The sequence below is a fragment of the Anaerolactibacter massiliensis genome (genome assembly GCF_900290205.1).
Lineage (GTDB): Bacteria > Bacillota_I > Bacilli_A > Erysipelotrichales > Erysipelotrichaceae > Bulleidia > Bulleidia intestinalis.
Window position 1 is genome coordinate 361,041 of record NZ_OLMH01000003.1, and the last position, 22,765, is coordinate 383,805.

Here is a 22,765-nt window from a genome sequence, read left to right on the forward strand (position 1 = left end):
ATTCTGTCAGTCAGTATGTCATAAGTATGGACCAGAAAGATCTCTTTTCATGGTGCGATACCATGTGCCGGAAAGCAAAACTTCTTTCTAATGCAGCGACGTTCCGCCTGCGTCAGCACTATACGGCTTACGGCAAAGAAGACGCCGATCTTCAGTCCGCACAGCTTGACGTAGAGAAAGAGATCCTCAGGACAATTGCTTTGACAGGAATGGCGGCACCGGGAAGGCAGATTGGTTATGCATTCCTGGAAAAGCTGATGCGTGTTAATCAGAATCCCGACTTCTTTGGAGGGCTGCCTATGCAGGCGGCACAGCATGTTCTGAAAATGCGGACTGGCGACTTTTCCAGCTGGACTGCCGCATGCAGGGCTTATAAAAAGAACCCGGCGCTGTTTACCGGGAAGCCGAAAATGCCGCACTACATCAAAGGAGATAAGGCGACGGTATGCTTCACCAATCAGGACTGCCGGCTGAACTATAAGGACGGAACTCCCTATCTGAAGCTGCCGATGACGGATGCCGTTGTTCTGCTTGGCAGAGTGCCTTCACAAGGCAGGATGAAAGAGGTTAAGGTTGTTCCGTTTTATGAGAAGTTCCGCATTTTTGTCACGTTTGAAGAGCCCGCAAATACAGGCCTTCCGCAGGGCACCCATGCAGGTGCTGCTGATCTTGGAATCGATAATATCGCAGCTTTCGTAAGTAATGATGGTTCTCCATCCATTCTGTACAAGGGCGGTTATCTGAAGTCCAGGAATCAGTGGTGCAACAAGCAAATGGCGGTCTGCAGAAGCGCACTCATGGAAGGACACGATCCGAAGGAATATCGCTACCCGACAACCAAAATGATGCAGAGCCTTGGCAGAAACCGTACACTCCAGATGCGTGATGAACTGCATAAGATCAGCTCTGAAATCATCAGGCAATGCAGGATCCGGCATATCCGGTATCTGGTGATCGGAAGAAACAAATTCTGGAAGCAGAAGACGGACATGTCAAAGCAGTCCAGCCAGAACTTTGTGCAGATTCCGCTGTACAGTCTGATCCGCATGATTCGTTATAAGGCGGAGCGCGTCGGCATTGTCGTCATTGAACAGGAAGAGTCTTATACTTCCAAAGCAAGTTTTCTGGATAGGGACGATATCCCTGTGTACGGAAAAAACGATGCTGGTGTCTCCTTCAGCGGCAATCGCATCAAACGGGGACTGTATCGCTCGAAAAACGGCACTGAAATTAATGCCGATCTGAACGGTGCAGCCAACATTTTAAGAAAGGCAATGCCCTTAGCCTTTGCAGGGATCACGGATTTCAGTTTCCTGCAGAATATCAGGGTCGTGAAATTCGAAGACTTTCACGACTGCATGGCATAACAGCCGGCAGACAAGTAGTCCCGTTAAAGGGATAGCGGCTTCGTGACGGCCCCTGACAGGATACGTTCCCTGCATTGGCATTTTGCAGAAATGCAGAACTTCCAGTTCGGAGAGCACAATGCCGTCTTAAGAAGCTCCATCCATATTGTTTCTCAAATATGGGTGGAGTGAGTCACCGGTTTTTCCTGGCAGCTTTCTGAACGGAGTCGAGGTCGGAGGAATCAGGTCGGTATTCCATGATGTTTCCGGGCTGGCAGCTCAGAATTGCGCAGAGGGTGTTGATCGTCTTGGTGCTTAGGTAATTATTATAGCAAACGGCCGGGAAAACCCATGAGCTTCAGCCATGGGATGAAAGGCTGCTGAGATCGTATCATTTAAGTAGAAAGGAGGTGACGTCATGTATCTGACGCAGACAAACTACATTCGGCAGCTGCCGAAGAACCAGTACGAAGCGATCCTTGAGATGTGCTCGTATGCGAACAACCTGTACAATGTCGGACTGTATCAGATCCGCCAGTATTTCTTTGCAACGAACAAGTATCTGCGGTATGAAGAAAACTACCATCTTTGCAAAGATAACGAGAATTACAAGCTTCTGCAGGCTGGAATTTCTCAGCAGATCTTGCGGACGTGCGATCATGCCTTCAGGTCTTTCTTTGCATTGCTTAGCAAAAAGAAGTCCGGCAGCTACGACAAGAAAGTGCGTATTCCGCACTATCGCACGAAAGGCGGAAAGTATCTGCTGGTGCTGTCAACGAACGCAATCAACATCAAAAACGGCAATCTGATCGTTCCGATGAGCCGTGCGTTTTCAAAGCAGCATCCGGATCTGGATTCCATACGTGTTCCGGTGCCTGACAGAATTTCAGACAAGCACATTGCTGAAGTACGCATCGTGCCCGTCCTGAATGGCAAGGCACTGAAGATTCAGTACTGCTACGAACAGGAAGAAGAACCGCAGAATCTGAATGCGGACAATGTATTAGCAATTGATGTTGGTATCGACAATCTTGCGTCGTGTGTAACAACTACTGGGACGTCCTTCATCGTTGACGGACGTAAGCTCAAATCAATCAACCAGTGGTACAACAAGCAGCTTGCACACTACGCATCGATCAGAGACCGCCAGAACATCAAAGACTTTACAGCCCGCATGAGCCGCATCACAGACAAGTGTAACCGGCGAGTGACGGACTGCATGCACAAGGCTTCACGCCATATCGTTGATTACTGCATTGCCAATGATATCGGCACGCTCATTGTCGGGCACAACGTTGACCAGAAACAGTCGGTCAACATTGGGAAAGCGAACAATCAGAAGTTTGTTCAGATCCCGTTTGACCAGCTTCGCACGTATCTGAAAACGCTGTGCGAACGATACGGCATTGCGTACATCGAAACGGAAGAATCCTACACGTCAAAGGCATCGTTCTTAGACGGTGACGCGATTCCGGTGTACGACACAAAACATCCATATGCCGGTACATTCTCCGGCAAACGCATTAAACGCGGACTGTACCGTACCAAAGAAAACATGCTCGTTAACGCGGACATCAACGGAGCGTGCAACATCGCAAGGAAAGGTAAGCAGAACCTCAGCTTTGAGGGACTGTGTAGAGGGCTGTTGGCAAGCTCTTTGAGAATAAAGATTGCGTAAGCAATCAGACTTCTCAAGAATCCCACGTGCTTCAGCCGTGGGAGTGTCAACCAAGAGCAATTGAAGAAAGCGAAAAGAGCTTTCAGATGATACGCCTCAGATATGAAGACGATATTCAGAAAATGAATGATCATCTTGCACGGGCAGATAAAAAACGCAGTTATACCCATAATGCTGCAATTGATGCCGCAGGGCAGTTAAATGCACTTTGTGATTAGCTTGGCATTGATCACCTGTACTCTTCTGAAATATCAAAAGAGGCAGGAAAGCGCATCCTCATAGGAGAAGAAATGCTTTCCTTTGCTGACAGGATCAGGATGGAAGCATCAGGGAGTCTGAAAGCAAAGAATATTGTAACTATTCACCGATAGATTCCAGTAATCTTCACCAAGGCGATTATTTCCCGGCTTATTTGGGAAATATGCAAAAAGTTTTCCACATCTTTTCTGAATGAATCAGCTCCATACAGCGCACATTAGGTACTTTATTTCTTCGACCCTGTTTGTTTTCATCCCGCAGGTGAAGCGCCTCGCGAGGGCTGTTTCTGCGCTGCTTCTTCATATATTTTTCATGCATGGCATATATATTGAAAAACGGCTTTGTTATCGAGTTTTCCACATGTCTACGGGGGTTGAATTCTGCTTCCTTTCTGGTATAAAGAAGCTATGAAAGGCTATTATTCGAAACATATTCCAGCAGAGGTGTTCCTGAAACATCGGGATTATTTCGAGGATTCTCTGATCGCTCTTCTGGAACGGCAGAAGAAACAGATTGACGAGAAGATCATTTCAGAGAAGGCATACCTTCGTAAAATTGATCGTCAGAAAGGAATTATCGAAGCACAGAAGCGCAAGATCCGTGACCAGGAAGCGATCATCTATAATCTCAGAACAAAATCTGATGATGCAGAGATGTCTATTGAAGAACTTCTGAAGAAAGTTTCAGAGATCCAGGAAGATCTGCGCAAAGATATTCAGAAGTATGCGGAACTGAACAGCGAGCTGGAAAAGGAAAATCAGCGGCTGAAGGATGAGCTTCAGATCTATCAGAAGAATGAGAACAAGCGGAAGAAACGTGCTGATTCCTCCAACTCCAATATGCCGCCCTCTTTCGATGTTTTCAAAGCCAATGCGAATAACCGCAGGAAGTCAGATAAGAAACGTGGCGGGCAGAAGAATCATCCGGTACATCGTTCTGATCTGAACGATAAACCGGATAAGATCATTACGCTGATGGTAAAGAAAGCTCCATCCGGAGCTGTAAAGAAGATCGACGACAAAGGACAGTGCTATTATGCCGTCCAGGAAATTGATGCGAGCTTTCGGGTCTGCATTACGGAAACCAGATTTCTGATTGATGAAGAGAATGGCACAGAAGTGGATCAATCAGTGATGCAGAAGTATCGGATCAATCCTGTTTCCTATTCCGACCATACCAAGTCGATGATGCTGTATCTGAACGGCAAGGGGATCATCGCATTTGATCGTCAGTGCGAAATGATGAATGCACTGAGCGAAGGCAGATTATCCATTAAGCCATCCACGGTCGTAAACTGGCTGGATGAGTTTTCAGCCAGAAGCGAGGAAGTACGGAAGCAGATTCTTGATAATATTCTGACCAGCAATGCAGTTCATGTAGACGAAAGCGGATTGAAAGTATCCGGCAAGCAGTGCTGGGGCCAGACGATCACGAACGGGAAAGACACCTATTACATGCTTACAATGAAACGTGGAGATCCTGAGAACGGACCGCTGGATCTGCTGAAAGACTATTCACACAATCTGATTCATGATCACTTCATTCCTTATTACACTTATCTGCCGCATGCGATTCATTGCGAATGCAATGATCACATCCGCAGATATCTGAAAGCAGGAATTGATTTCAGTGACTCCATCACATGCGGGAAGATGATCACACTGCTTCTGAAAGCCACTGAGCGGAAAAAAGAACTGATCGCAGAAGGAAAAACGTGTATGGAGGAAGAGGAACTTCAGAAAATCAGTGTGGAGTACGAACACATCATCGATGAAGAACTGAAGACATTCGATCAGGTAAATCCAAACATCCCGAAGAAATATGTGCCGGATTACATCAGGACACTGAAGAGGATGAAGAAGTATGAGAGCGAGCATCTCAGATTTCTGACCGACTTCGAGGTACCATTTACCAATAATCCTGCTGAGAACAGCATTCGGTTCCTCAAGTCGAAGAAGAAGATATCCGGGCAGTTCATCAATCTGGAGTCAGGGAATAACTACCTCGCACTTCAGACAGTAATCAGGACCGCGACCATGAAGAATCAGAATGTGCTCCAGGAGATCGAGAAAATCATGGCTGCCTGACCAGACCAGGCAGCTGTCTTTAAGGTCTGCAGACAAACAGCGCCCGGTTTTATGCTGGGCGTTTCTTTTTCGTCCTAGTGGACTGGTGAGCACAAAGATAAACAGTTGACTAGCTATGGGTGTAAAGATTGTGCGAACCGGAGAACCACCTGCTTGGCAGGTGGATGATTGGGTGCTCTTATAGTAAAGAGCACCCTGCCTTAGCTAAAATAGTGGTTGTCTAAGTCACTAAAGTTAGAAAGGCAAGGTGCTGTTTACGGCCAATAAGAGTTACAGCTTGGCGCATACAAAATGGTATTGTGTTTACCACATTGTATTCATACCGAAGTATAGACGGAAAGTAATCTACAATCAATTGAGAAGTGACATCGCCGGTTATCTGAAAACATTGTGTGCATACAAAGGGGTGAAATTGCTTGAAGGGCATATGATGTCAGATCATGTTCATATGCTGGTAGCAATTCCGCCGAAGATGAGCGTATCGAGTTTCATGGGGTATCTGAAGGGGAAATCGGCAATGATGATCTTTGAGTACCATGCAAACCTGAAATACAAATTCGGTAATCGACATTTCTGGGCAGACGGATATTACGTGAGCACAGTTGGGCTGAATGAGGCAACAGTGCGGAAGTATATACAGGACCAGGAGAAAGACGATATAGCTCAAGACAAACTGAGTGTGAAGGAATATGAAGATCCTTTCCACGAGGATAAAGCATATCGGAAACCAAACGACAACAAGAAGAAGCAAAATTCAGGAACAGCCCATTAATGGGCGGCAATAGTTAAAAGTGCATAGTGGCTTAGACATATTGAAATATGGAGAAGCCAGCGTCTTGAGACGCTGGCTAGCACAATAGGCTTATAGCCTTAGAACAAACCACCCGTTTCACGGGTGGTCATGATTTGGCTGCCTATCCAATCGGTGAATAGTTACTACAAGTGAAGAAAAACCAGGACATTGCATCTTACGTATTGCTTTTCTGCACTAAATATTTAAACTGATAATGACGATATAGCTGATGCGGCGATAATTATGTTTAGAAAAATATGGTTTTTGCTGGGGGTGGGGAAGTTACTTATGGAAACTAAATAATATTGGTATGATTCTAGCATCTGCTTTTTGTTTTATTATTTTGTCTTTTACTTTTTGGGAGAGAATTATGACAAGAAAAATTAGTTTATTTCTAGCGGCAATTATTCTATCGTTTTCGGTTAATGGAACTGCGATTCTGGCTGAGGAAACTAACCCTGATGCTTCAAAGAACATGCCATCAGAAATTCTCAAGGTGCCAATTCCGCAATTCATTGAGGCAGAAGGCTATAGAGTGGGGACTGCCTTCACGGTTTTACCTGGATATATTTATGTTACAAAATCTTATAATGGGCATAAATATGGTGGTAAGATTCCACTCGTTAAATATATAAATGATACTGAGTCTTACATAGTTACTGCTTATTATAAAGGAAATATTTATCTTCTAGATTAGTTGCATTATTTTTTGACAACTCCGTAGCGTAAGCGGAGGAGTTGTGGGATGGGGAATTCCCCGCGGCTTGCCGCGATGGTGCTCGAGCGGACTTTTCTTGCACAGCTATGCTGGGCAGGAAAACTATACGCCGAAGAATGAGGCGTATCATGTCTGCGAGAGGCGGCGATTCGCATGAGTTCAAGTGAATATCTACATTGTACTCATAATGTTTCGAATCTTGTGTACCATTTCGTATGCCTGGCTAAATATCGTCGCGTCGTAATAGACAAAAGTATCGATGAATCGATTAAGCAAATATGCGCGGGTATCGAGCTCAGGTACGAATGGATCGAGTTCCTGGAAATCGGGACGGATAAAGATCATGTGCACTTTCTGATACAGTCGACACCAGATCATAGTCCAAGCGAGATCATTTGTACCGTAAAAAGTTTGATTGCCATGCGCATATTTGCTGAACACCCCGAAGTTAAGAAACAATTATGGGGAGGAGAATTTTGGAACGACGGATATTTTGTCTCAACGGTTGGTAAGAATACCAGCGAAAACACGGTCCGGGAATACGTGAAAAATCAAGGTATACAAGATTCGTACAGACAGCTTTTCTTCAAGTTCTAATCGCCGCAAGACGAAGATATCCCGGCTGGAAGGCTTGCCTTCCGGGCAAGCGCCCAGCGGACGCTTGAGGCTTGCCCCGGGAAAATTCATCAGGTTCAATTGTCTTCTCATGGCAAATATTCGAAATCGGCAGAAATCTGCTCCTGTTGTATTAAATGGATTCTGATTTCATGTTAGCTTCATAACTTCGACAATTATGGACAGTTCTTTGGTTCGGAATTATTTTTTTAACATCCTTTATACGTTCGTCCGTATTGCTCTCCCATTCATTCTGGCTCCGTATACGTATGCCCATGTCGGACCGGTATCACTGGGTATTTATCAGTTTGCGGGTTCCATCATGAACTGGTTCATCCTGTTCGGAATTCTCGGCATCAATATCTACGGAAACCGGCAGATCGCAAGAGTCCGGAATGATCGGGGAGAACTCAGCCGGACCTTCTGTGAAATCTTCTCTGTCCAGTTGCTGGACATGCTGATGTCCATAGTGGCATTCTATCTGTTCATTCAGGCAACGGTTACAGAGAATCTCTTCTACTACCAGCTGACCGGACTCACGATGATTGCCTCGATGTGCGATATCACCTGGTTCTTCTACGGAGTAGAGGATTTCAAGAATGTCACGATCCGCAATATCATCATCCGATGCACCGGCGTGGCGCTGATTTTCCTGCTCGTGAAGAGTTCTGCTGATCTATGGCTGTATATCCTGATCAATGTATGCACGGAACTGGCCGGCCAGATCGCCATGTTTTTCCAGCTGCCTCAGTATATCAGCTTCCGGAAAGTGTCTGTCCGGGATGCCTACCATCATCACTTCCATGCCACATTTCGCCTGTTTGTTCCGACCATTGCGACTTCGGTATATACCATGCTGGATACGACGATGATCGGCTATCTGTATTCCGAGGAACATGTGCAGTTCTATCAGTCTGCGATGAATCCGATCCGCACGATTCTGACCTTCATCACCTCGATCGGTTCCGTGGTGCTGCCGAGAGTATCGAATCTGTATTACAGCCAGAAAGACGGAAAAGAGAAAGCGCAGGCGCTGGTAAATACGACGATGAAGATTGCGATGTTTCTGGCCTTGCCGGTTTGTCTTGGAGTTTTCGCAATCTCACAGCATTTCATGGCCTGGTATATTCCCGGCTATCCGATTCTGGGAGAACTGATGATGCTCGGCTGTCCAATCATCGTTCTGATCTCGATGTCCAATGTGATCGGCACGCAGTACATGATTCCGACTGGACTCGATAAGGAATATACCAGGGCAGTTATCACTGGTTCTGCTGTAAACCTAGTCTGCAACTCCTTGCTGATTCCAAAGTTTGGCGCAATCGGTGCAGTGATCGGTTCGGTCGCTGCTGAAACAGCAGTCACCATCACCGAGGCATACATGATCCAGGGCAGAGTGCACTTCGGCTTCCGGAACAGGAGCTATCGGATCTATATCCTCGGGGCTGCTCTGATGTTTGCGACAGTGTATTCTTCGAATTGTTATCTGTCGGTGAATGCAGGTTCCACCTTGTTGCAGATTCTGATCGGGATCCTGATCTACTATCTGGTGCTGAGAGTCGCAAAGGAAGATCTGTGCATGCACATTCTTTCCGATTTGAGAAATAACATAACACATAATAGCCAGAAGTGAAATTCACCTTTCCTGATAAGCTGGAGCGATACAAGCAGGCCTGGATAAGCAAGCATGCTATCCCGACCGGATGAATCTTTAAAAATGATTTCGTGTAATAATATTCTTACGCGCACCCGCATCACTCCCGCCCCCTCCGGGCAAGTACCTAGGAAGCTGTGCGAACTATCTGCGCGTCACCCCCGCACTACCCCGCGGGGGTTTTCTTTTGCGCGTGTTACTGACGCACTCGGCATGGTATAGTTATCCTGCGCGGTGAAAGCCGTGCGCTGGATCACCAAAACGGTGGCGGTTGGCCCTCCTGCGGGAGGGTTTGGCGCGCCCTCCTTAATTCTCGCGTCATAGAAGCCGCATCCTCTGCGGGTGCGGAATGGAGGTCGGAGCCATGAATGATTATGAGCTGATTATGGTGGTGCTTGGCATCATCGGCGCTGTTCTTACGGCGCTTGCCCTCGGCTACAAGTTCGGATCAAAAAAGTAGACCGCCTGCTCTACCAAAGTTTGCGATCTACTTTCGTAAATAAGTAGGGTCAACCGTCGCCGGTGATCCTTTCTGCATTCTTAGTATAACCTATTCGCATGGTTCGTCAAATCCTGCGGCTCCTCCTCCAGCATCTCTCCCAGCATCCGCACGAGAATGTGCAGCACTGCGCTCAGGCGCGTGATTTTGCGGGCGCTCCACACCAGACAGCGTAGAGGGCCAGCAGCGCGATGATAATATCCTGCATATCTTTCTCCCTTCTGCCTTTTCCATATCCATCGAAGCGCCGAATTCCCTGCGCAGACCCGAAAATTTTCGCATATTTTGCGTTTTGGGCACCAAGCGCAGAAGTAAATACCCGCCGAACTCCGAAACAGATTCCCGCCAGATCCCGAAAACGGTGCGCAAAACACATCATTTGCGCTTCCGTGCATCAATTAATTTCCGCACGATTTTACGTGCAATTTTTAATGTCTGCACCATATTCGTGCACTGCTCCTCGCGCAAAATTTCCCGCCTCATTCCTGCGTATCATATATGAGAAGGAGAGATATTCGCATGCCTGATTCCAGCATTAACCCCGGCGCTTCCGGGCGCACAGCCTGCCTGAGCGCGGTAGATATTATCATTCCAGCGCACCATGCCGCATCCACGCTTGCACCGTGCCTTGATTCCATCCTTGCGCAAAGTTTCGAGGACTGGCGCGCAATCGTGATTATTAACCAGCGCGGTTACGATGCGACGATGGGGATTGCGGGGAAGTATGCTGGCGCAGATCCGCGGATCACCGTGCGCTATTTGCAGCGTGGGGATCTGTCGAGCGCTGTAAACTACGGCGTTTCCGTTTCCGGTGCGCCGTATATCGCGATGCTGGACGCGGACGATGAATACGACCCGCGTTTTCTGGAATTGGCGCTTGATGCGCTGAGAGTCACCGGCGCAGACATGGCGCTGTCCGATATCCTGCGCTTTGAGGACGAGTCCGAACTTCAGGGCGCAATCGAGAGCAATGCGCAAGCGGCGCTGGATGTCGAGATTCAGCGCGGAGATGAGAAGTATGAGTTCATGAAGCGCAATCCGATCAGCGGCGTCCTGCGCTCCAATCGGGTATACGCCCGCAAGGTGCTGGAGGGCGTCTGGTACCCGTCTGGGCGCATTCACGAGGACGAGTATGCGATCTATGACGTGCTGCACAACTGCGAGTCAGCAGCGCATGTCAAAGCGCCTCTGTACTACTACCGCAAGACGCCCGGATCGATCACAAGCGCATCGAATCCGCGGGAGATGCTGGATGAAGCGCGGGCGCTAAGCCATCGGGTGCACAGCGCCGCACGGAACGGAGATTGTGCGGTGGCGACGCAGGCGCTGAAGAAAATGGCGATGGACTGTGCGTTCCGATACACAAGCTACGATGATGTAATGCGCCGTGATGAGCGCACAGGAGAAGCATTCCGGGTTGTGCGGAGGGATCTGCGTGCGTATGGAAATTGCCTGTCGGCAGCGGAAAGAGTGAGGCTGGGGGTGATCCTGGCGCGCCCGGAAGCGGTAAATGTGCTGGTGCCAGCAGGGAAAACGGCATCTTAAAAGGATCTGCAATTAGTGCGAATATCACATTGCCTTGTTATAATATAGATGTTGCACGATGATGCCGCTCAGCATTCAAAAATGCGATCATGTACCAAAATTATTGAAGCTTTGATCAAAGAGAGAGGAAAACGCATGGATAATTTGAAAATCAATTTCAAGTATAAGTATGCGGAAGATTATAATCCCGTATACGTAAATGGCGCATACGGCGGTATTTCAACGAGAAATGAGATCCTGGTAAACTTTTATCTGGAAAGATCTCCCATTCCAAAGGAAACTGATCACAATATCAATGCTGATGGATCCCTGAGCGAGCCGATTGCAATCAAGCCGGAAGATTTTGAAAAAACGGTTATCAGGTATGTGTCTAGTGGCATTGTGATGAATTTAGAAACAGCCAAATCAATCAATGCCTGGTTGAGCAAAAATATTGAAGAGCTTGAAAACAGGAGGGGTATAAATGACTCTAGTGAAGAACACACTGATGCCAGTGAGTAAATCACAGGCGCCGGGTAAGACATCTTTTTCTGCTGACAGATATGCGAGTAAACAGATTTTAAACTTTTCGGCAGAAAGTATCAGCAGATGTGGCTACTGCGCAGCATCAGATTCATTTAATGATGCTATTAGCAGCCTTACTCCTTCAAGCGTTGCAACTCCTGTTATTTTCCAGGTGGCTCACTGGTTTTTGAATAAAGCTCCAATGAGCGATAAAAAGTTGCAAAAACTGTGTTATTACGCATATGCTTGGTATATCGTGTTTTTTAATGATGCCGAAGCCATCAATAATGAAAAAGATATTAAGGTGCTGTGCGATGATTATTTTGAGGCATGGATTCATGGGCCTGTATGCAGGCGCTTATACAACAAGTACAGGCAGTATGGTTGGGAAAATATTCCATCGGAAGTGAAAGCACCAGCATTTAATGAGGATGTTACAGATCTTCTTAATCAAGTTTGGGATATTTACGGGTCTCTTTCCGCTGATCAGCTTGAACATTTGACGCACCAGGAAGATCCATGGAATCAGGCAAGAAAGGGTGTTCGCTTTGGGGATGCCTGCACCAACAAAATTAGTCCGTTGGCAATCTTTAATTATTATTCCAAATTGCAAAATGAATAATCGTATTCCCGCTCTTCCAAAAGGGACTAATAATCGGGTTAGCTTTATATCTGAACGGAATAAGGCAATAGTTAAGCAGAAAAATTCTGTATGTGTTGATTTTAGTTTTTTTAAGGCGAGGCCAATCAAAATTAACGGTGTTTTTAACAACCATTTTCGAAATGGAGATGAGGCTTCGCGAGATTTATATAATTTTCTTGGGGAAGTACTTCCAAAGATATGTACAGAGCCTTTTACTTCTCTCATAAATAACGAGAGTAGGACATTGCATTTTCATGCGATTGATCAGAAGCATCAAGAAATAGTGCAAAAGATATTGATGCAGTATGGCTACTCGTGCCCTTATATCTCTCAAATATTAAGCGGCGACGTGTTTGAGTTTAAAGCCTCTCTTAATGCCCATTCGCCAGCAAGAGCAGTCGCATATAAGCTGGATAACACGCTTTTTCTTTTGTTTTTTGACAGTAATCACCATATTTACATGAATGATAGTAAAAGGGGAGATTCATTATTCTACGAACACTGCCCAGATTATAATGACGGAAACTGCAAATACATGCCAACCGATTGTTATGCATTTGATTATTTGGATTGTGAAAAGCTGAGCTCGTCATTTGGCAACAATTATTGATTTCGTAGACTGGAGGACACGTATGACGACTCAGAAATTTGATAGTAAAGAATATTGGCAGCTTGTAAAGAGCATGCGTGGCCCGGTTTCTTTTGAAGAGTATCCGAAGCTGAAAGTTGCTTGGGCTAAAAGAGATGCCTGAGCGGCGACGCCGGCCTGATATTTTCCAGAGCTCAACGAGATCAGCAGCAATGCCAATGTCAGTAAGTTAGCTTACTCGGCATTGGCTTCTGAACAAAGAACACTCGTTTCAAAATATGAAGCGGGTGCTTATTTTTTGCAAAGTATCATGCTAAAGAACCATTGTCGTTTACAGGGAAAAAGCTGTTATTTAGGATGCTTTAATCGGTCAGAAATCATGGCCCTTGAATGATTGACTGAAAACAGGCGGTTTTTGCTTTTCAGACTTTGTTTGTATTCAGCTTCCGAGAAAATCCAGAAAAGCTCCAGGTCAAGTGGCTTAATCAATTTTGGAATTCATTATTAGACACCAAGATGAGCAGTTTCCGGACAGCTGATCAGATCAGAATCTGGACATCTTGATTTAGCGGTAACAATTTTAGAAGAAATGATTGATGCCATTTATATCTATTCTTTTATTTTATCTTTTTTTTAATTATTTTATTAGTCTTTTCTTTTCTGTGAGTTTTAATATCATAAGCTTGAAATTTGGTATCTAGCGCTACTAATACAAGTAATTGTTCAATTTCATGGTTTTGTGTGAAGTGACTTTGCTTCTGCTCCACATGAAATTGGACGGTACAAATTTTACTTGCAAAGTGGAAAAACTGTGAAGAATGAAGTGCTATTGATTAGCAATTAACATCTGTAGCTCTAAATAATTCTACAGGCGATTTTTAATTGTTTGAATTAATAAAAGGCATGTGAAATTCAATCAATTATTAAAGACTAGTTGGATAGGAGGAATCATCATGATTGTGATCAGAAAGCCAGAAAAAAAGAGAAGTATTTTCATTATTAGGTTTATGGTTCACAAAGATAGTTGCTGCGCACATTATAGGTAATTAAACCATTGAGAGTGATCATGCCTCACTCTTCAATCAAATTTATCTATTTTTCTGATTTGCTATTGTGAAGCTATCATATACATTTCAACAACAGATCCTCATTTTTTGCTATGATGGACAGTTCTTACACTGGATTTAGTCAGAAATAATGCACTGTTTACGCAGATGGTCGAAAAATAATGATATTCAAAGGAATGCATGCCGACCTCCAATGGTTAAAAACGAGAATCCTCTTTGCGACAAGCACTATCAGTACAGGTTAAAATGATTTTGTTTATTAGGAAAAATCAGATATGAAATGGTCAATGTTTATAATGAAAACAGAATTAAATAATTCTTCTATTTTATATAATACTATTAATGATGGTATGGTTGAGATTCCTAAACTGGAACTTGAAAATATTAATCGTTTTCTCTCAAATGTTGAATAATTAAATGAGGTGTATAAAAAAGACTGGAACGCTCTAGTGGCAGGAGATTTTATTATAGACAGTGATGTTGATGAAAAGAAAGATTATTTAGAAAGATTAAAAGCTGATTACCTGCAGATGGACCAAATGCCTCTAATGATTATTACTACTACCAGTTGCAATTTTAATTGTCCCTATTGCTATGAAGATGGTATTGAGAGATCTCATTCTTTTTCATTGGAAAAATGTGAAAAACTATTGGAATATTTGGAAAATTACCTGCTTGCTAATTCGAAGATAAAACGTGTATTAATTAGTTTTTATGGCGGAGAACCAACTTTGAATTTTAAAGCAATTAAATACTTGTTACCAAAGTTAAAACAAATGTTTTATAACAACAAAATAGAATACGATACAAGTATTGTAACCAATGGTTATCTGCTTGATGATTCAACTGCAGCTTTTCTTTCAAAATATAATTGGGTAAATGCTCAAATTACATTAGATGGAACAAAGAAGGTTCACAATTCTCGCAGACATTTGAAGGATGGCAGTGGAACATTCAACCAAATTATTGAGAATATTAATAATATTATTAAAAAAGAATATTTAAGCGAAGTTAATATTCGTTTAAACATTGATGAAAACAACTGTGACAACATGTTGCAGCTCTTAGAATATTTAAAAACCAAATTAGATATAAGTAAAATTCATCTATCATTAGGCTTGATCACAAAGACAGTAAATGACGATACAAATATTAATTATATAAACAATTGTCTAATTTCTGAAAAACATTATTCCCAATTTGCCGACATTTTTGTGCACGCAAAGCAAATGGGCTTTCAACTTTTTGATTATTATTTTACTGACGGTTTATGTATGGCAAAGAATCCTTACACTTTAGCAATTAATGCAGATGGCAATATTTATAAATGTGTAAGCTTGATTGGCAGAAATCGGTTTTCCTCTGCGTCCATATTTTCTGAAGACTATTCTGGAAGCTCTTATATGGATTATGGCTCCTATGAATACTGCTTTAACAGACAATGTCCACTAATCCCTGCATGTAACTGTGGGTGTCCTTTTCAAGCTTTAATTAATAATGGTTCGATGCAAACAATATTTTGTGAATATGAAAAAGTGAAAATGATCAATGAACTCATTCAAAAAAAGCTCCATGGAGAAGAAATCTAAACTTGTTATTCTGATCTTGCTTAATATGTTAAGCAAAATTCTTGTCATCTTCACTCCATATTGTTTAGAAAGAATGATTGATTCTGCAGTGTCTAAGAACGTTAGTACTTTTAATTATTATGGAGTGTTAATGTGTATTTTCTCTGTTACAAACATTCTGCTGCAAGCTTATTATTCCTTTCAGCTAGACATGGCTCAGGAAGAAATGACATTAAGTATTAAAGAAAGAATTGTTCAAAGTATCCGTGATCAGCCTTTTGATAAGCATAAAAACCATAATATATCTTATTATTATCAGAGATTCACGAAAGATATAGAGGAATGCCGTTTCCTATTCTATGAGAAAGCGATTACCGAAATCTGTAATGTTATTTTTTTGATACTGCTCTTATTAAGAATGTTTCAAATGTCTCCGGAATTGTCGCTGATTATTATAGTCCTCATCTTCTTTTTCCTTATTCTCAAGAAAATAATGCTTCCCATAATCGAAAAAAAGCAGACGAATACTATTCAGAGCGATGAGAACATGAATTGCTTCTTTGAGGAGTATGTTAGCGGGCAAGAGACGATTCGCAATTATAAAAAAAGCAGAAATTTTCTCAATAGGTTCAGTGACAGAAAAATCGGACTTTATAAATCATATAAAGAAAATACAATCATAGAAACTCTTTATGATATTGGCCTGATGACATCAGTCTTAACTGTGTCAGATATTCTGATTAATTGGATTGGCGGATATCATATTATTCTGGGAAGAATGACAATTGGGATGTTAACTGCATACACTGTGTATTTCTACAGACTGTGGGATATTGCCAATTCAATGATGTCGTTGCCTAAAAAAACAATAATCGCTAATGTTTCCTTGAAAAGAATAAATGAAATTTTATACTCGGGTAAAGAAAATTTGCCAAATTCAGAATCGAGATTGCTTCCAGCATTAAAAGTCATCAGATTTGAAGAGATGAGTTATGCAGTTGATTCTCAACTTATTTTTGCGAATTATTCTTCATCAATATCTTTTGGTCAATCAGAAGTCATTGGAATTATCGGAGCAAACGGTTCGGGAAAAAGCACATTAGCTAAGTTAATTAATAAAAGTATTATTCCGACTTCTGGGAATATTTATTACAACAATATAAAGTATGAAGATATTCTTGAACAGGATATAAAAAGCCGGATCCTTTTAGTTCCTGCAGATAGTTATTTCTTTGAAGGTACGATAAGGGACAACATTCTCTTTTTCTCTGAAGGAGAACTTTCTGATAGAGTGAATTCATTGCTTGCGTTAGTTGGGCTAAATGAAAATGAATACTTGAAACAAAATGGCAGCAATATTTCTAATGGGCAAAAGAAGATCATTGAAATATGCCGCAGTTTTAGCTGCAATCAGGAAATGATAATATATGATGAGCCGACTAACTTTGTTGATGAACGTATTAAAGTAATACTTATCGAATTAATAAAAGAGATTGCAAAATCCAGGAAAATTATTGTAATCACTCATGATCCAGCACTAATACAAAACTGTACAACCCTTATTAATTTAACTAAACCGAACGAAATGCTTCATTAATTTGAACTTTTCCAATTTATTTGACTACAAATTTCCCAATGAGTAGTACTATACCGTCTGATTCTTAGGCTTCCTTCCTCGTTTTTTCTGGGCAGGTTATTCAAGTAGCTCCAGTTTCTGAAGGATGTCAATCTGAGAAGGGTTCATCTTGAACAGCTGCCATTCTGAAGTATCTGCTTTTACCTTCTTTGCTCGTGTCAGTACATGCATGATCTTCTTGAAGGTGAGTATGTCGAACAATTCTTCTTTTTCGAGCCGATTGAGAAGGCGATAGGTAATCACACTGGATAGGAAGCTGCAGAATTCACTTCCGATTACCGTATAATCGTAAGCGTCAATAGGACTGCAACTTGTTGGAGGCTGCCGAAGACCCCATCCTAGAGAGAGGCTAAGGAGAAGGGTCATGGTAAAAGATATTCATACTCATGAATGGCGGCTTCCGTTTCTGAAGGAGTATCAGCATAGCGGGAAAACAATAAAGGATTACTGCAAAGAGAATGGCTTCAATTATTATGCATTCTACTGGCACCTTCGTCGCGAGCAGAGAGAAGCCATCAATGATTACGGTTGTAATCATTCTGAAGTGCTCCCGGTCACAGTCATAGAACGTACTCGTGAGTTCATCAGGGTTGAGATCAATGGAGTTAGTATCTGCGGAAGTACGGATGACTTCCGCAGGCTTCTGGGGATCTGATTATGAAACTGATAAGAGATGACGTCAAGCTGTATCTGATTACCGGAACTGTAGATATGCGTATGGAAATTGCCTGCCGGTAGCGGAAAGAGTGAGGCAGGGGGTGATCCTAGCGCACCCGGAAGCGGTAAAGATGCTGGTGAGGAAGGGTAGATAAGATGAGCCGGTTATTTAAATTCCTGCACGCAGAACACGCTTTTCAGCATGACCTTACTTCAATGCATATGCGAAGATTTTAACTCTTCAGTGCTGATCATCTGGCTATGCGGATTGACATTGTCAAAACATTATGTTAATAAATAAATAAGGTCATTTAGACGGGACATTGAAGATAATTATGAATTCGGTGCATTTGTCAAATAAGACACTTACTGGTCAACTCTGGGAGTGTACCCATTGCCATTTTCAGAAATATGGTAGTCTTAATGAAAAAAATGCTGAAATAGAGCGGCATTTGGCTTTTTCTATAATGCCTCATGTTTCCGAGGATATCATCTTGTATTGGAATTACAATCTGAGTATTTAGCTCATTAACTCAGATTGTTTGGCATTCAATAATTAGAGCAAAAATACGAAAGAAATCTAATGAATTATCATTGAAATAAGCTAATACTTGTTCATAAGTTTTTGTGTATTTAATTCGTAATCAAGTTGGCTACTGATAAATACAAATAAAAAGGAGAAAAAATGAAAAGGTTTTTAGAAATTATCCTATCTCTTCTTATAGGAATAAGTACTTGTATGACATTGGCGTTTGCAAGGGATTATGATGACGGAAATGGGGATGATTGCCCATCATGTTTTGTTGACACGGAGCCTAATATTCCGGACGAAACAGCAATTGCTGAATATCAGTATAAAGCGGCTCATGCGGCTGAGCACAATTCCGAACAAGCATTAAAAAATCCATTCAAGACCGGTTCGGTGATTCGAGCACGAGCAATAAATGCTTCAGTCACAAGCCAAGCGTGGGCAAACTCAGGAATCGTGAGATATTATCAAACTGATTATAGCGATTATTTATGTCCTAAAACAAGTACAGCTTACACAATTGCTTCAGATGGGTGTGTTGTTACTTCATTCGCTATGGTTGTTAATAAATTTGGAATTTATGCAACCCCTGTGACTGTTAAAAACCGCATAAATGCGGATGGACCTGGTACTACTAGCGGATGCAATTTCCCTTGGACATCAGTTAATACGGTTTCGCCATATAACACTTTAAAAATACAGAATATTACAAGCAGTAATTGGAATACAGCATATGATAATATTGAAGGCGCTTTGCTCTCTAATAGACCTGTAATTATATATATGCATGGCTCATCAGGATATCACGCAGTTGTTGTATATGGATATGAGCATTATTCTGATGGTGGAGAATATCATTATATTTTTAATCCCGATCCAAGAAATGCTAGTCATCAAACTTCTTTGGAGGAATATCGGAGAGATGGATGGACGGTAGAAAGAATTATGGTGTATTATAAATGAAAATTATTTTGACTATTTTGCTAGTATTTCTCACTGCTTGCAGCCAACAAGCACCTGCTGAAACTAATGCTCCTTCATCTGAGATGCCTTCATCTTCCACACCAGTGATACAAAGTCCGGAGGCTGAGGTTCCTAATACTAATAAATTGACAGATGAAATTATTAGGGACTTATTGATAAAGTTCAGAGGGATCTTATTGTATAACTATAATTCCGTTATCGATTATCAGGATAGTTATTCTGACGAAGATAGGGACTATCATTTGGTTGAAAACTATACAAATGTTGACGAATTGAAAAATTCTGTTCTTTCTTACACGACAGAAGAGATTTTTGAAGAGTCTCTTAAACTGGCTTCATTCGAAGAGAAAGATGGAAAATTATATTTAAGCCAACCTGTCATGGGCTTGAGTTCTTATGGCGATAACCCATCCTGGGAGACAATTGATGAGACAACAGTAGCAGTTTCTGGTCAAACAGCCGATGGCGTAGAGAATGGATGTAAGTATATAATTCACTTCGGCAATGAAGATGGCGAGTGGAAAGTTATCTCCTATCAATGCATCAATTCGCAATAGTCTCTCTTTCCCTCTGGCTTCGTACAAAAAGAATGTGATAAAAAGCGAGATTTCGATAACGTTGTTTTCTGGAGCTTAACGAGATCAGCAGTAATGCTGGTCTTTTTTGCGCACTTTTTCCGACCTACTTGGCTTGGTATGCAAATCGATTAGATTGCTTTAAGATTGCTTAGTGCGAGCATTTTGCATATACTGATTATAAGGAGGACCGAATTATGACAAGAGCCAATTCCAAAACATCAATCGTTTATACTCGCGTAGATCCGGAAACAAAAACACAGGCAGAGATGATTCTGAATCAGCTCGGAATACCAATGTCAAATGCCGTTGGCATGTTCTTGAAGCAGGTTGTTCTTCACAGAGGCATTCCTTTCGACATGACGCTCCCTGCCGCCAAGCCAATCGCAGCCGGCGCATTAACGAAGGAACAATTTGACACTGAAATGCAGAAAGGCATGGACGATATCTCTGCAGGGCGCATTGTTTCTGCGGCGGATGTTGAGGATGAAATGCGGAGTATGCTTGGGCGATGAAGGTCGTTTATACCTTTCAGGCAAGGCAGGATCTGAAGAACATATATGCGTATATTGCATATACGCTGTTTGCTCCGGAAGCCGCCGAAAATTTGATTAATGAAATCATGCGGAATGTAAGTACGCTCGATTCCATGCCTGAGCGCAATCCTCTATATCGCGATGAGCCATGGCACAGTCGGGGCGTTCGCTACCTACCTGTCAGAAAATATCTGATTTTCTACACGGTCAGCGCAGAAGACGATACCGTTTTCGTTTCCCGCATTCTGTATAGCGGGAGAGATATTCGCAAACAGTTGGATTAGGGGCCTAGCGCCCCTTTTTATTTTTTGCGCACACCGACTCATTTTCTAAAACCGAGCGCTTCCGCAGTTCAAGTTTCAAAACTGCGAAATTCCGCAGATTTGCGCTTTTTCATATGCGCTAATGAACGAAATTGCGGATTGGTACAGAAATGTCCAGCAGCGCATCGTCCAAGGCGCACAGGATATCGTCCTGCGCAGGAGCGCTTCTGGGCGAATTGCGCTAATGAAGAAAATTGCCGCGCGTGGAAAAAATCTTCAGTGCAGATGGTTGGATGCGCAACTATTAAGTGCGAAGATGGATACAGCGCATGGACCACAGCGCAAAAGGCACACCGTGCGCAGTGGGCGGATACGGCGTACGATTTCGACTACACTGGCGCTGTGCAGACGTTTACTGCGCCGGTAAGCGGAACGTATCAGCTGGAAGTTTGGGGCGCGTCATCCGGGCAAGTATTGATGCAAGGAAAGCTTAACGCTTCATCAGTTTCGCATGGCGGCTATTCTTGTGGAAACATCTTGCTGAAGAAGGGTGAAACTATTTATGTGTCCGTGGGCGGTCGCGGGCAAGATGGATATATAGGGCAGGCAACTGGCGGCTGGAACGGCGGCGGAAATGGTGACTGGGATCGGTCTGACGGAGATCTGTCGGACAATAGCAGCGAAGCCGCAGCCGGCGGTGGCGGTGCGACAAGTATGCAGCTCACTTTGCGTGGCGACGGACAGCTAAAAAACTATGAAGCTCAGAAAGATATAGATGTGCTTATTGTTGCCGGTGGCGCTGGTAGCGTTTATTCTAAGGACGCTGGTTATTTGGCGCAATATTACGCAACTGGCGGTGGAGAATCTGGTAACGCTGGTGTAGCGTCTTCATCTCAGCAATTAGCTGTGCCTAGCACTCAAACGTCCGGATATGCATTTGGGCAAGGCGGCAGCGCAGAGCATAAATACCACAATTCAGAACTAGGCGCCGGTGGTGGCGGCTGGTATGGCGGAGGCGCTGCGATTGACATAGGCGACTACACGTATGTTAGCGGTGCCGGCGGCTCCGGTCACATTGGCGCCATGGTCACTGACGGCGCTACTGTCGCCGGCGATCAGTCGTTCCCTGCGCCTGATGGAGGCGCTGAGGTCGGCCATAGCGGAAACGGTTATGCGCGGATCACGCTGATTGCTGCCGATTAAGGCTGCGGTGCTGGGGCTGATGCGCAAAGCTGATATCAGCGCCTGCGGTGCGCGGTTGTGATCGCAGCGCATGATGCGCCTGAGATGTCATAGCGCAGGGCGCACGGAAAACCCCAGCGCATAAGGCGCACACGACACCACGGCGCTTCTGAGCGCCAAGCAGACACTTGCGCAGCGCAAGACAGGGCATAGCGCAGAACAGCGCACGAGTCTGGCTCAGCGCACACGCTTATGGCACCCCAGCGCACGGCGCTAAGGAAAGCCAAGCGCAGGGGCGCACGTGACCAAGCGCAATAGCTGCGCGTGCTAATGCCGCATGCGAGATTAGCGCAAAAGTGGCGCCGCGGGGTATAAAAGCGCAAGTGAGCGCTCAGAATATACCCGCACAGGTACAACTGGCGCAGCGGCCATCCACGGAAATACGAAAACAGCACACTGGATCACTCTGGTGTGCTTTTCTTATGCACTGGCTCATCTGCGCATAGCGTATATTAGTCACGCCAGCGCCGGGCACTCACTTGTGTACACGCGCCCGAACCCGACGGCGTATTCGGAAACCGCTAAAACGTATCATACTGCATGAATCAGTGCTTTATACATACGTATGCACTGGTTCTGCAGCTTTTTTGTGCAATTTGTTTCGCTCGTGTCAGAATTATTGAGAATTCAACAGATTGAAAAGTCTTCGCTCGCAATAGAATTATAAAAATAAAGCCTGCCAGATTCCAAATCTAATCGAAATGCAACCTCTCTTTTCCCGCATAATTATGCAATTCGTACCAAATAGTTTTCCCAACTCTAAAGTAAATGAATAGCAG

The 22,765-nt window shown here is 43.6% G+C and carries 20 protein-coding genes and 1 pseudogene; 19 read left to right on the forward strand and 2 right to left on the reverse strand.

The genetic code is table 11. From position 1 onward, the window contains the following. The first annotated feature begins 26 nt into the window (after positions 1–26). Complete coding sequence (locus C7E00_RS15765; protein ID WP_167836652.1) at positions 27–1,367, forward strand: RNA-guided endonuclease InsQ/TnpB family protein; 1,341 nt, start codon at positions 27–29, stop codon at positions 1,365–1,367. Between the two features lie 172 nt (positions 1,368–1,539). Here C7E00_RS15765 and C7E00_RS16855 read toward each other — a convergent pair. Then, a pseudogene (locus tag C7E00_RS16855) lies at positions 1,540–1,659 on the reverse strand (helix-turn-helix domain-containing protein); the annotation flags it as partial. A gap of 105 nt (positions 1,660–1,764) precedes the next feature. On the opposite strand from C7E00_RS16855, the gene C7E00_RS15775 reads away from it, so the two are divergent. The 5 genes from C7E00_RS15775 (at position 1,765) to tnpA (C7E00_RS15800) (ending at position 7,477) form a co-directional block, all read left to right on the forward strand. Further along, positions 1,765–3,024, forward strand: coding sequence for an RNA-guided endonuclease InsQ/TnpB family protein (locus C7E00_RS15775; RefSeq protein ID WP_105305260.1), 1,260 nt, complete (start codon positions 1,765–1,767; stop codon positions 3,022–3,024). Positions 3,025–3,689: 665 nt separating this feature from the next. Further along, a complete protein-coding gene (locus C7E00_RS15780; protein WP_105305261.1) occupies positions 3,690–5,369 on the forward strand; it encodes an IS66 family transposase in 1,680 nt (559 codons plus the stop codon). Between the two features lie 250 nt (positions 5,370–5,619). Beyond that, entirely contained in the window at positions 5,620–6,141 is a 522-nt protein-coding gene (tnpA, locus tag C7E00_RS15785) for an IS200/IS605 family transposase (RefSeq protein WP_105304974.1), read from the forward strand. A 391-nt stretch (positions 6,142–6,532) separates the two neighbouring features. Further along, a complete protein-coding gene (locus C7E00_RS15795; protein WP_135358271.1) occupies positions 6,533–6,859 on the forward strand; it encodes a hypothetical protein in 327 nt (108 codons plus the stop codon). A 174-nt stretch (positions 6,860–7,033) separates the two neighbouring features. Further along, complete coding sequence (tnpA, locus tag C7E00_RS15800) at positions 7,034–7,477, forward strand: IS200/IS605 family transposase (protein WP_105305264.1); 444 nt, start codon at positions 7,034–7,036, stop codon at positions 7,475–7,477. Here tnpA (C7E00_RS15800) and C7E00_RS16305 read toward each other — a convergent pair. Then, positions 7,379–7,576: a hypothetical protein gene (locus C7E00_RS16305; RefSeq protein WP_167836620.1), complete on the reverse strand. Its 198-nt coding sequence runs from the start codon at positions 7,574–7,576 to the stop codon at positions 7,379–7,381. The two genes, tnpA (C7E00_RS15800) and C7E00_RS16305, sit on opposite strands and share 99 nt — an antisense overlap. A gap of 109 nt (positions 7,577–7,685) precedes the next feature. On the opposite strand from C7E00_RS16305, the gene C7E00_RS15805 reads away from it, so the two are divergent. The 13 genes from C7E00_RS15805 to C7E00_RS15875 all read left to right on the forward strand — a co-directional run bounded on the left by C7E00_RS15805 (position 7,686) and on the right by C7E00_RS15875 (position 21,947). Further along, positions 7,686–9,128 carry an oligosaccharide flippase family protein gene (locus tag C7E00_RS15805; protein ID WP_167836653.1) on the forward strand — a complete coding sequence of 481 codons (1,443 nt, stop codon included), beginning with the start codon at positions 7,686–7,688 and terminating at the stop codon, positions 9,126–9,128. Positions 9,129–10,167: 1,039 nt separating this feature from the next. Further along, positions 10,168–11,193, forward strand: coding sequence for a glycosyltransferase family 2 protein (locus tag C7E00_RS15815; RefSeq protein ID WP_167836654.1), 1,026 nt, complete (start codon positions 10,168–10,170; stop codon positions 11,191–11,193). Between the two features lie 135 nt (positions 11,194–11,328). Next, complete coding sequence (locus C7E00_RS15820; protein WP_105305268.1) at positions 11,329–11,694, forward strand: DUF3467 domain-containing protein; 366 nt, start codon at positions 11,329–11,331, stop codon at positions 11,692–11,694. Then, positions 11,657–12,319, forward strand: a complete 663-nt coding sequence (locus tag C7E00_RS16430; protein ID WP_204378703.1) for a Panacea domain-containing protein — start codon at positions 11,657–11,659, stop codon at positions 12,317–12,319. Before C7E00_RS15820 ends, C7E00_RS16430 begins: the two co-directional genes overlap by 38 nt. Continuing rightward, a complete protein-coding gene (locus tag C7E00_RS15830) occupies positions 12,252–12,950 on the forward strand; it encodes a hypothetical protein (protein ID WP_135358272.1) in 699 nt (232 codons plus the stop codon). Before C7E00_RS16430 ends, C7E00_RS15830 begins: the two co-directional genes overlap by 68 nt. Positions 12,951–14,418: 1,468 nt before the next feature. Continuing rightward, a complete protein-coding gene (locus tag C7E00_RS15835; RefSeq protein ID WP_105305270.1) occupies positions 14,419–15,585 on the forward strand; it encodes a radical SAM/SPASM domain-containing protein in 1,167 nt (388 codons plus the stop codon). Next, complete coding sequence (locus C7E00_RS15840; protein WP_167836655.1) at positions 15,569–17,161, forward strand: ABC transporter transmembrane domain-containing protein; 1,593 nt, start codon at positions 15,569–15,571, stop codon at positions 17,159–17,161. Before C7E00_RS15835 ends, C7E00_RS15840 begins: the two co-directional genes overlap by 17 nt. Positions 17,162–17,564: 403 nt before the next feature. Then, a complete protein-coding gene (tnpA, locus tag C7E00_RS15850; RefSeq protein WP_105305273.1) occupies positions 17,565–17,855 on the forward strand; it encodes an IS66 family insertion sequence element accessory protein TnpA in 291 nt (96 codons plus the stop codon). Positions 17,856–18,542: 687 nt separating this feature from the next. Next, positions 18,543–19,349: a C39 family peptidase gene (locus tag C7E00_RS15855; protein ID WP_105305274.1), complete on the forward strand. Its 807-nt coding sequence runs from the start codon at positions 18,543–18,545 to the stop codon at positions 19,347–19,349. Then, positions 19,346–19,927, forward strand: coding sequence for a hypothetical protein (locus tag C7E00_RS15860; RefSeq protein WP_105305275.1), 582 nt, complete (start codon positions 19,346–19,348; stop codon positions 19,925–19,927). Before C7E00_RS15855 ends, C7E00_RS15860 begins: the two co-directional genes overlap by 4 nt. 215 nt (positions 19,928–20,142) lie before the next feature. Then, positions 20,143–20,460: a type II toxin-antitoxin system RelB/DinJ family antitoxin gene (locus C7E00_RS15865; protein ID WP_105305276.1), complete on the forward strand. Its 318-nt coding sequence runs from the start codon at positions 20,143–20,145 to the stop codon at positions 20,458–20,460. Next, positions 20,457–20,765 (forward strand): type II toxin-antitoxin system RelE/ParE family toxin, encoded by a 309-nt coding sequence (locus tag C7E00_RS15870; RefSeq protein ID WP_105305277.1) that lies wholly within the window; start codon positions 20,457–20,459, stop codon positions 20,763–20,765. The genes C7E00_RS15865 and C7E00_RS15870 overlap by 4 nt, the downstream gene beginning before the upstream one ends. A gap of 138 nt (positions 20,766–20,903) precedes the next feature. Then, positions 20,904–21,947, forward strand: a complete 1,044-nt coding sequence (locus C7E00_RS15875) for a glycine rich domain-containing protein (RefSeq protein ID WP_135358273.1) — start codon at positions 20,904–20,906, stop codon at positions 21,945–21,947. Positions 21,948–22,765 lie beyond the last annotated feature (818 nt).

Bases quoted from the DNA above. Each gene is read 5' to 3' on its own strand.
- tnpA (WP_105305273.1), top strand. From the start codon at position 17,565: ATGGTAAAAGATATTCATACTCATGAATGGCGGCTTCCGTTTCTGAAG.
- C7E00_RS15795 (WP_135358271.1), top strand. From the start codon at position 6,533: ATGACAAGAAAAATTAGTTTATTTCTAGCGGCAATTATTCTATCGTTT.
- C7E00_RS15765 (WP_167836652.1), top strand. From the start codon at position 27: ATGGACCAGAAAGATCTCTTTTCATGGTGCGATACCATGTGCCGGAAA.
- C7E00_RS16430 (WP_204378703.1), top strand. From the start codon at position 11,657: ATGACTCTAGTGAAGAACACACTGATGCCAGTGAGTAAATCACAGGCG.
- C7E00_RS15820 (WP_105305268.1), top strand. From the start codon at position 11,329: ATGGATAATTTGAAAATCAATTTCAAGTATAAGTATGCGGAAGATTAT.
- C7E00_RS15775 (WP_105305260.1), top strand. From the start codon at position 1,765: ATGTATCTGACGCAGACAAACTACATTCGGCAGCTGCCGAAGAACCAG.
- C7E00_RS15815 (WP_167836654.1), top strand. From the start codon at position 10,168: ATGCCTGATTCCAGCATTAACCCCGGCGCTTCCGGGCGCACAGCCTGC.
- C7E00_RS15865 (WP_105305276.1), top strand. From the start codon at position 20,143: ATGACAAGAGCCAATTCCAAAACATCAATCGTTTATACTCGCGTAGAT.
- C7E00_RS15855 (WP_105305274.1), top strand. From the start codon at position 18,543: ATGAAAAGGTTTTTAGAAATTATCCTATCTCTTCTTATAGGAATAAGT.
- C7E00_RS15870 (WP_105305277.1), top strand. From the start codon at position 20,457: ATGAAGGTCGTTTATACCTTTCAGGCAAGGCAGGATCTGAAGAACATA.
- C7E00_RS15780 (WP_105305261.1), top strand. From the start codon at position 3,690: ATGAAAGGCTATTATTCGAAACATATTCCAGCAGAGGTGTTCCTGAAA.
- tnpA (WP_105305264.1), top strand. From the start codon at position 7,034: ATGAGTTCAAGTGAATATCTACATTGTACTCATAATGTTTCGAATCTT.
- C7E00_RS15840 (WP_167836655.1), top strand. From the start codon at position 15,569: ATGGAGAAGAAATCTAAACTTGTTATTCTGATCTTGCTTAATATGTTA.
- C7E00_RS15830 (WP_135358272.1), top strand. From the start codon at position 12,252: ATGCCTGCACCAACAAAATTAGTCCGTTGGCAATCTTTAATTATTATT.
- C7E00_RS15860 (WP_105305275.1), top strand. From the start codon at position 19,346: ATGAAAATTATTTTGACTATTTTGCTAGTATTTCTCACTGCTTGCAGC.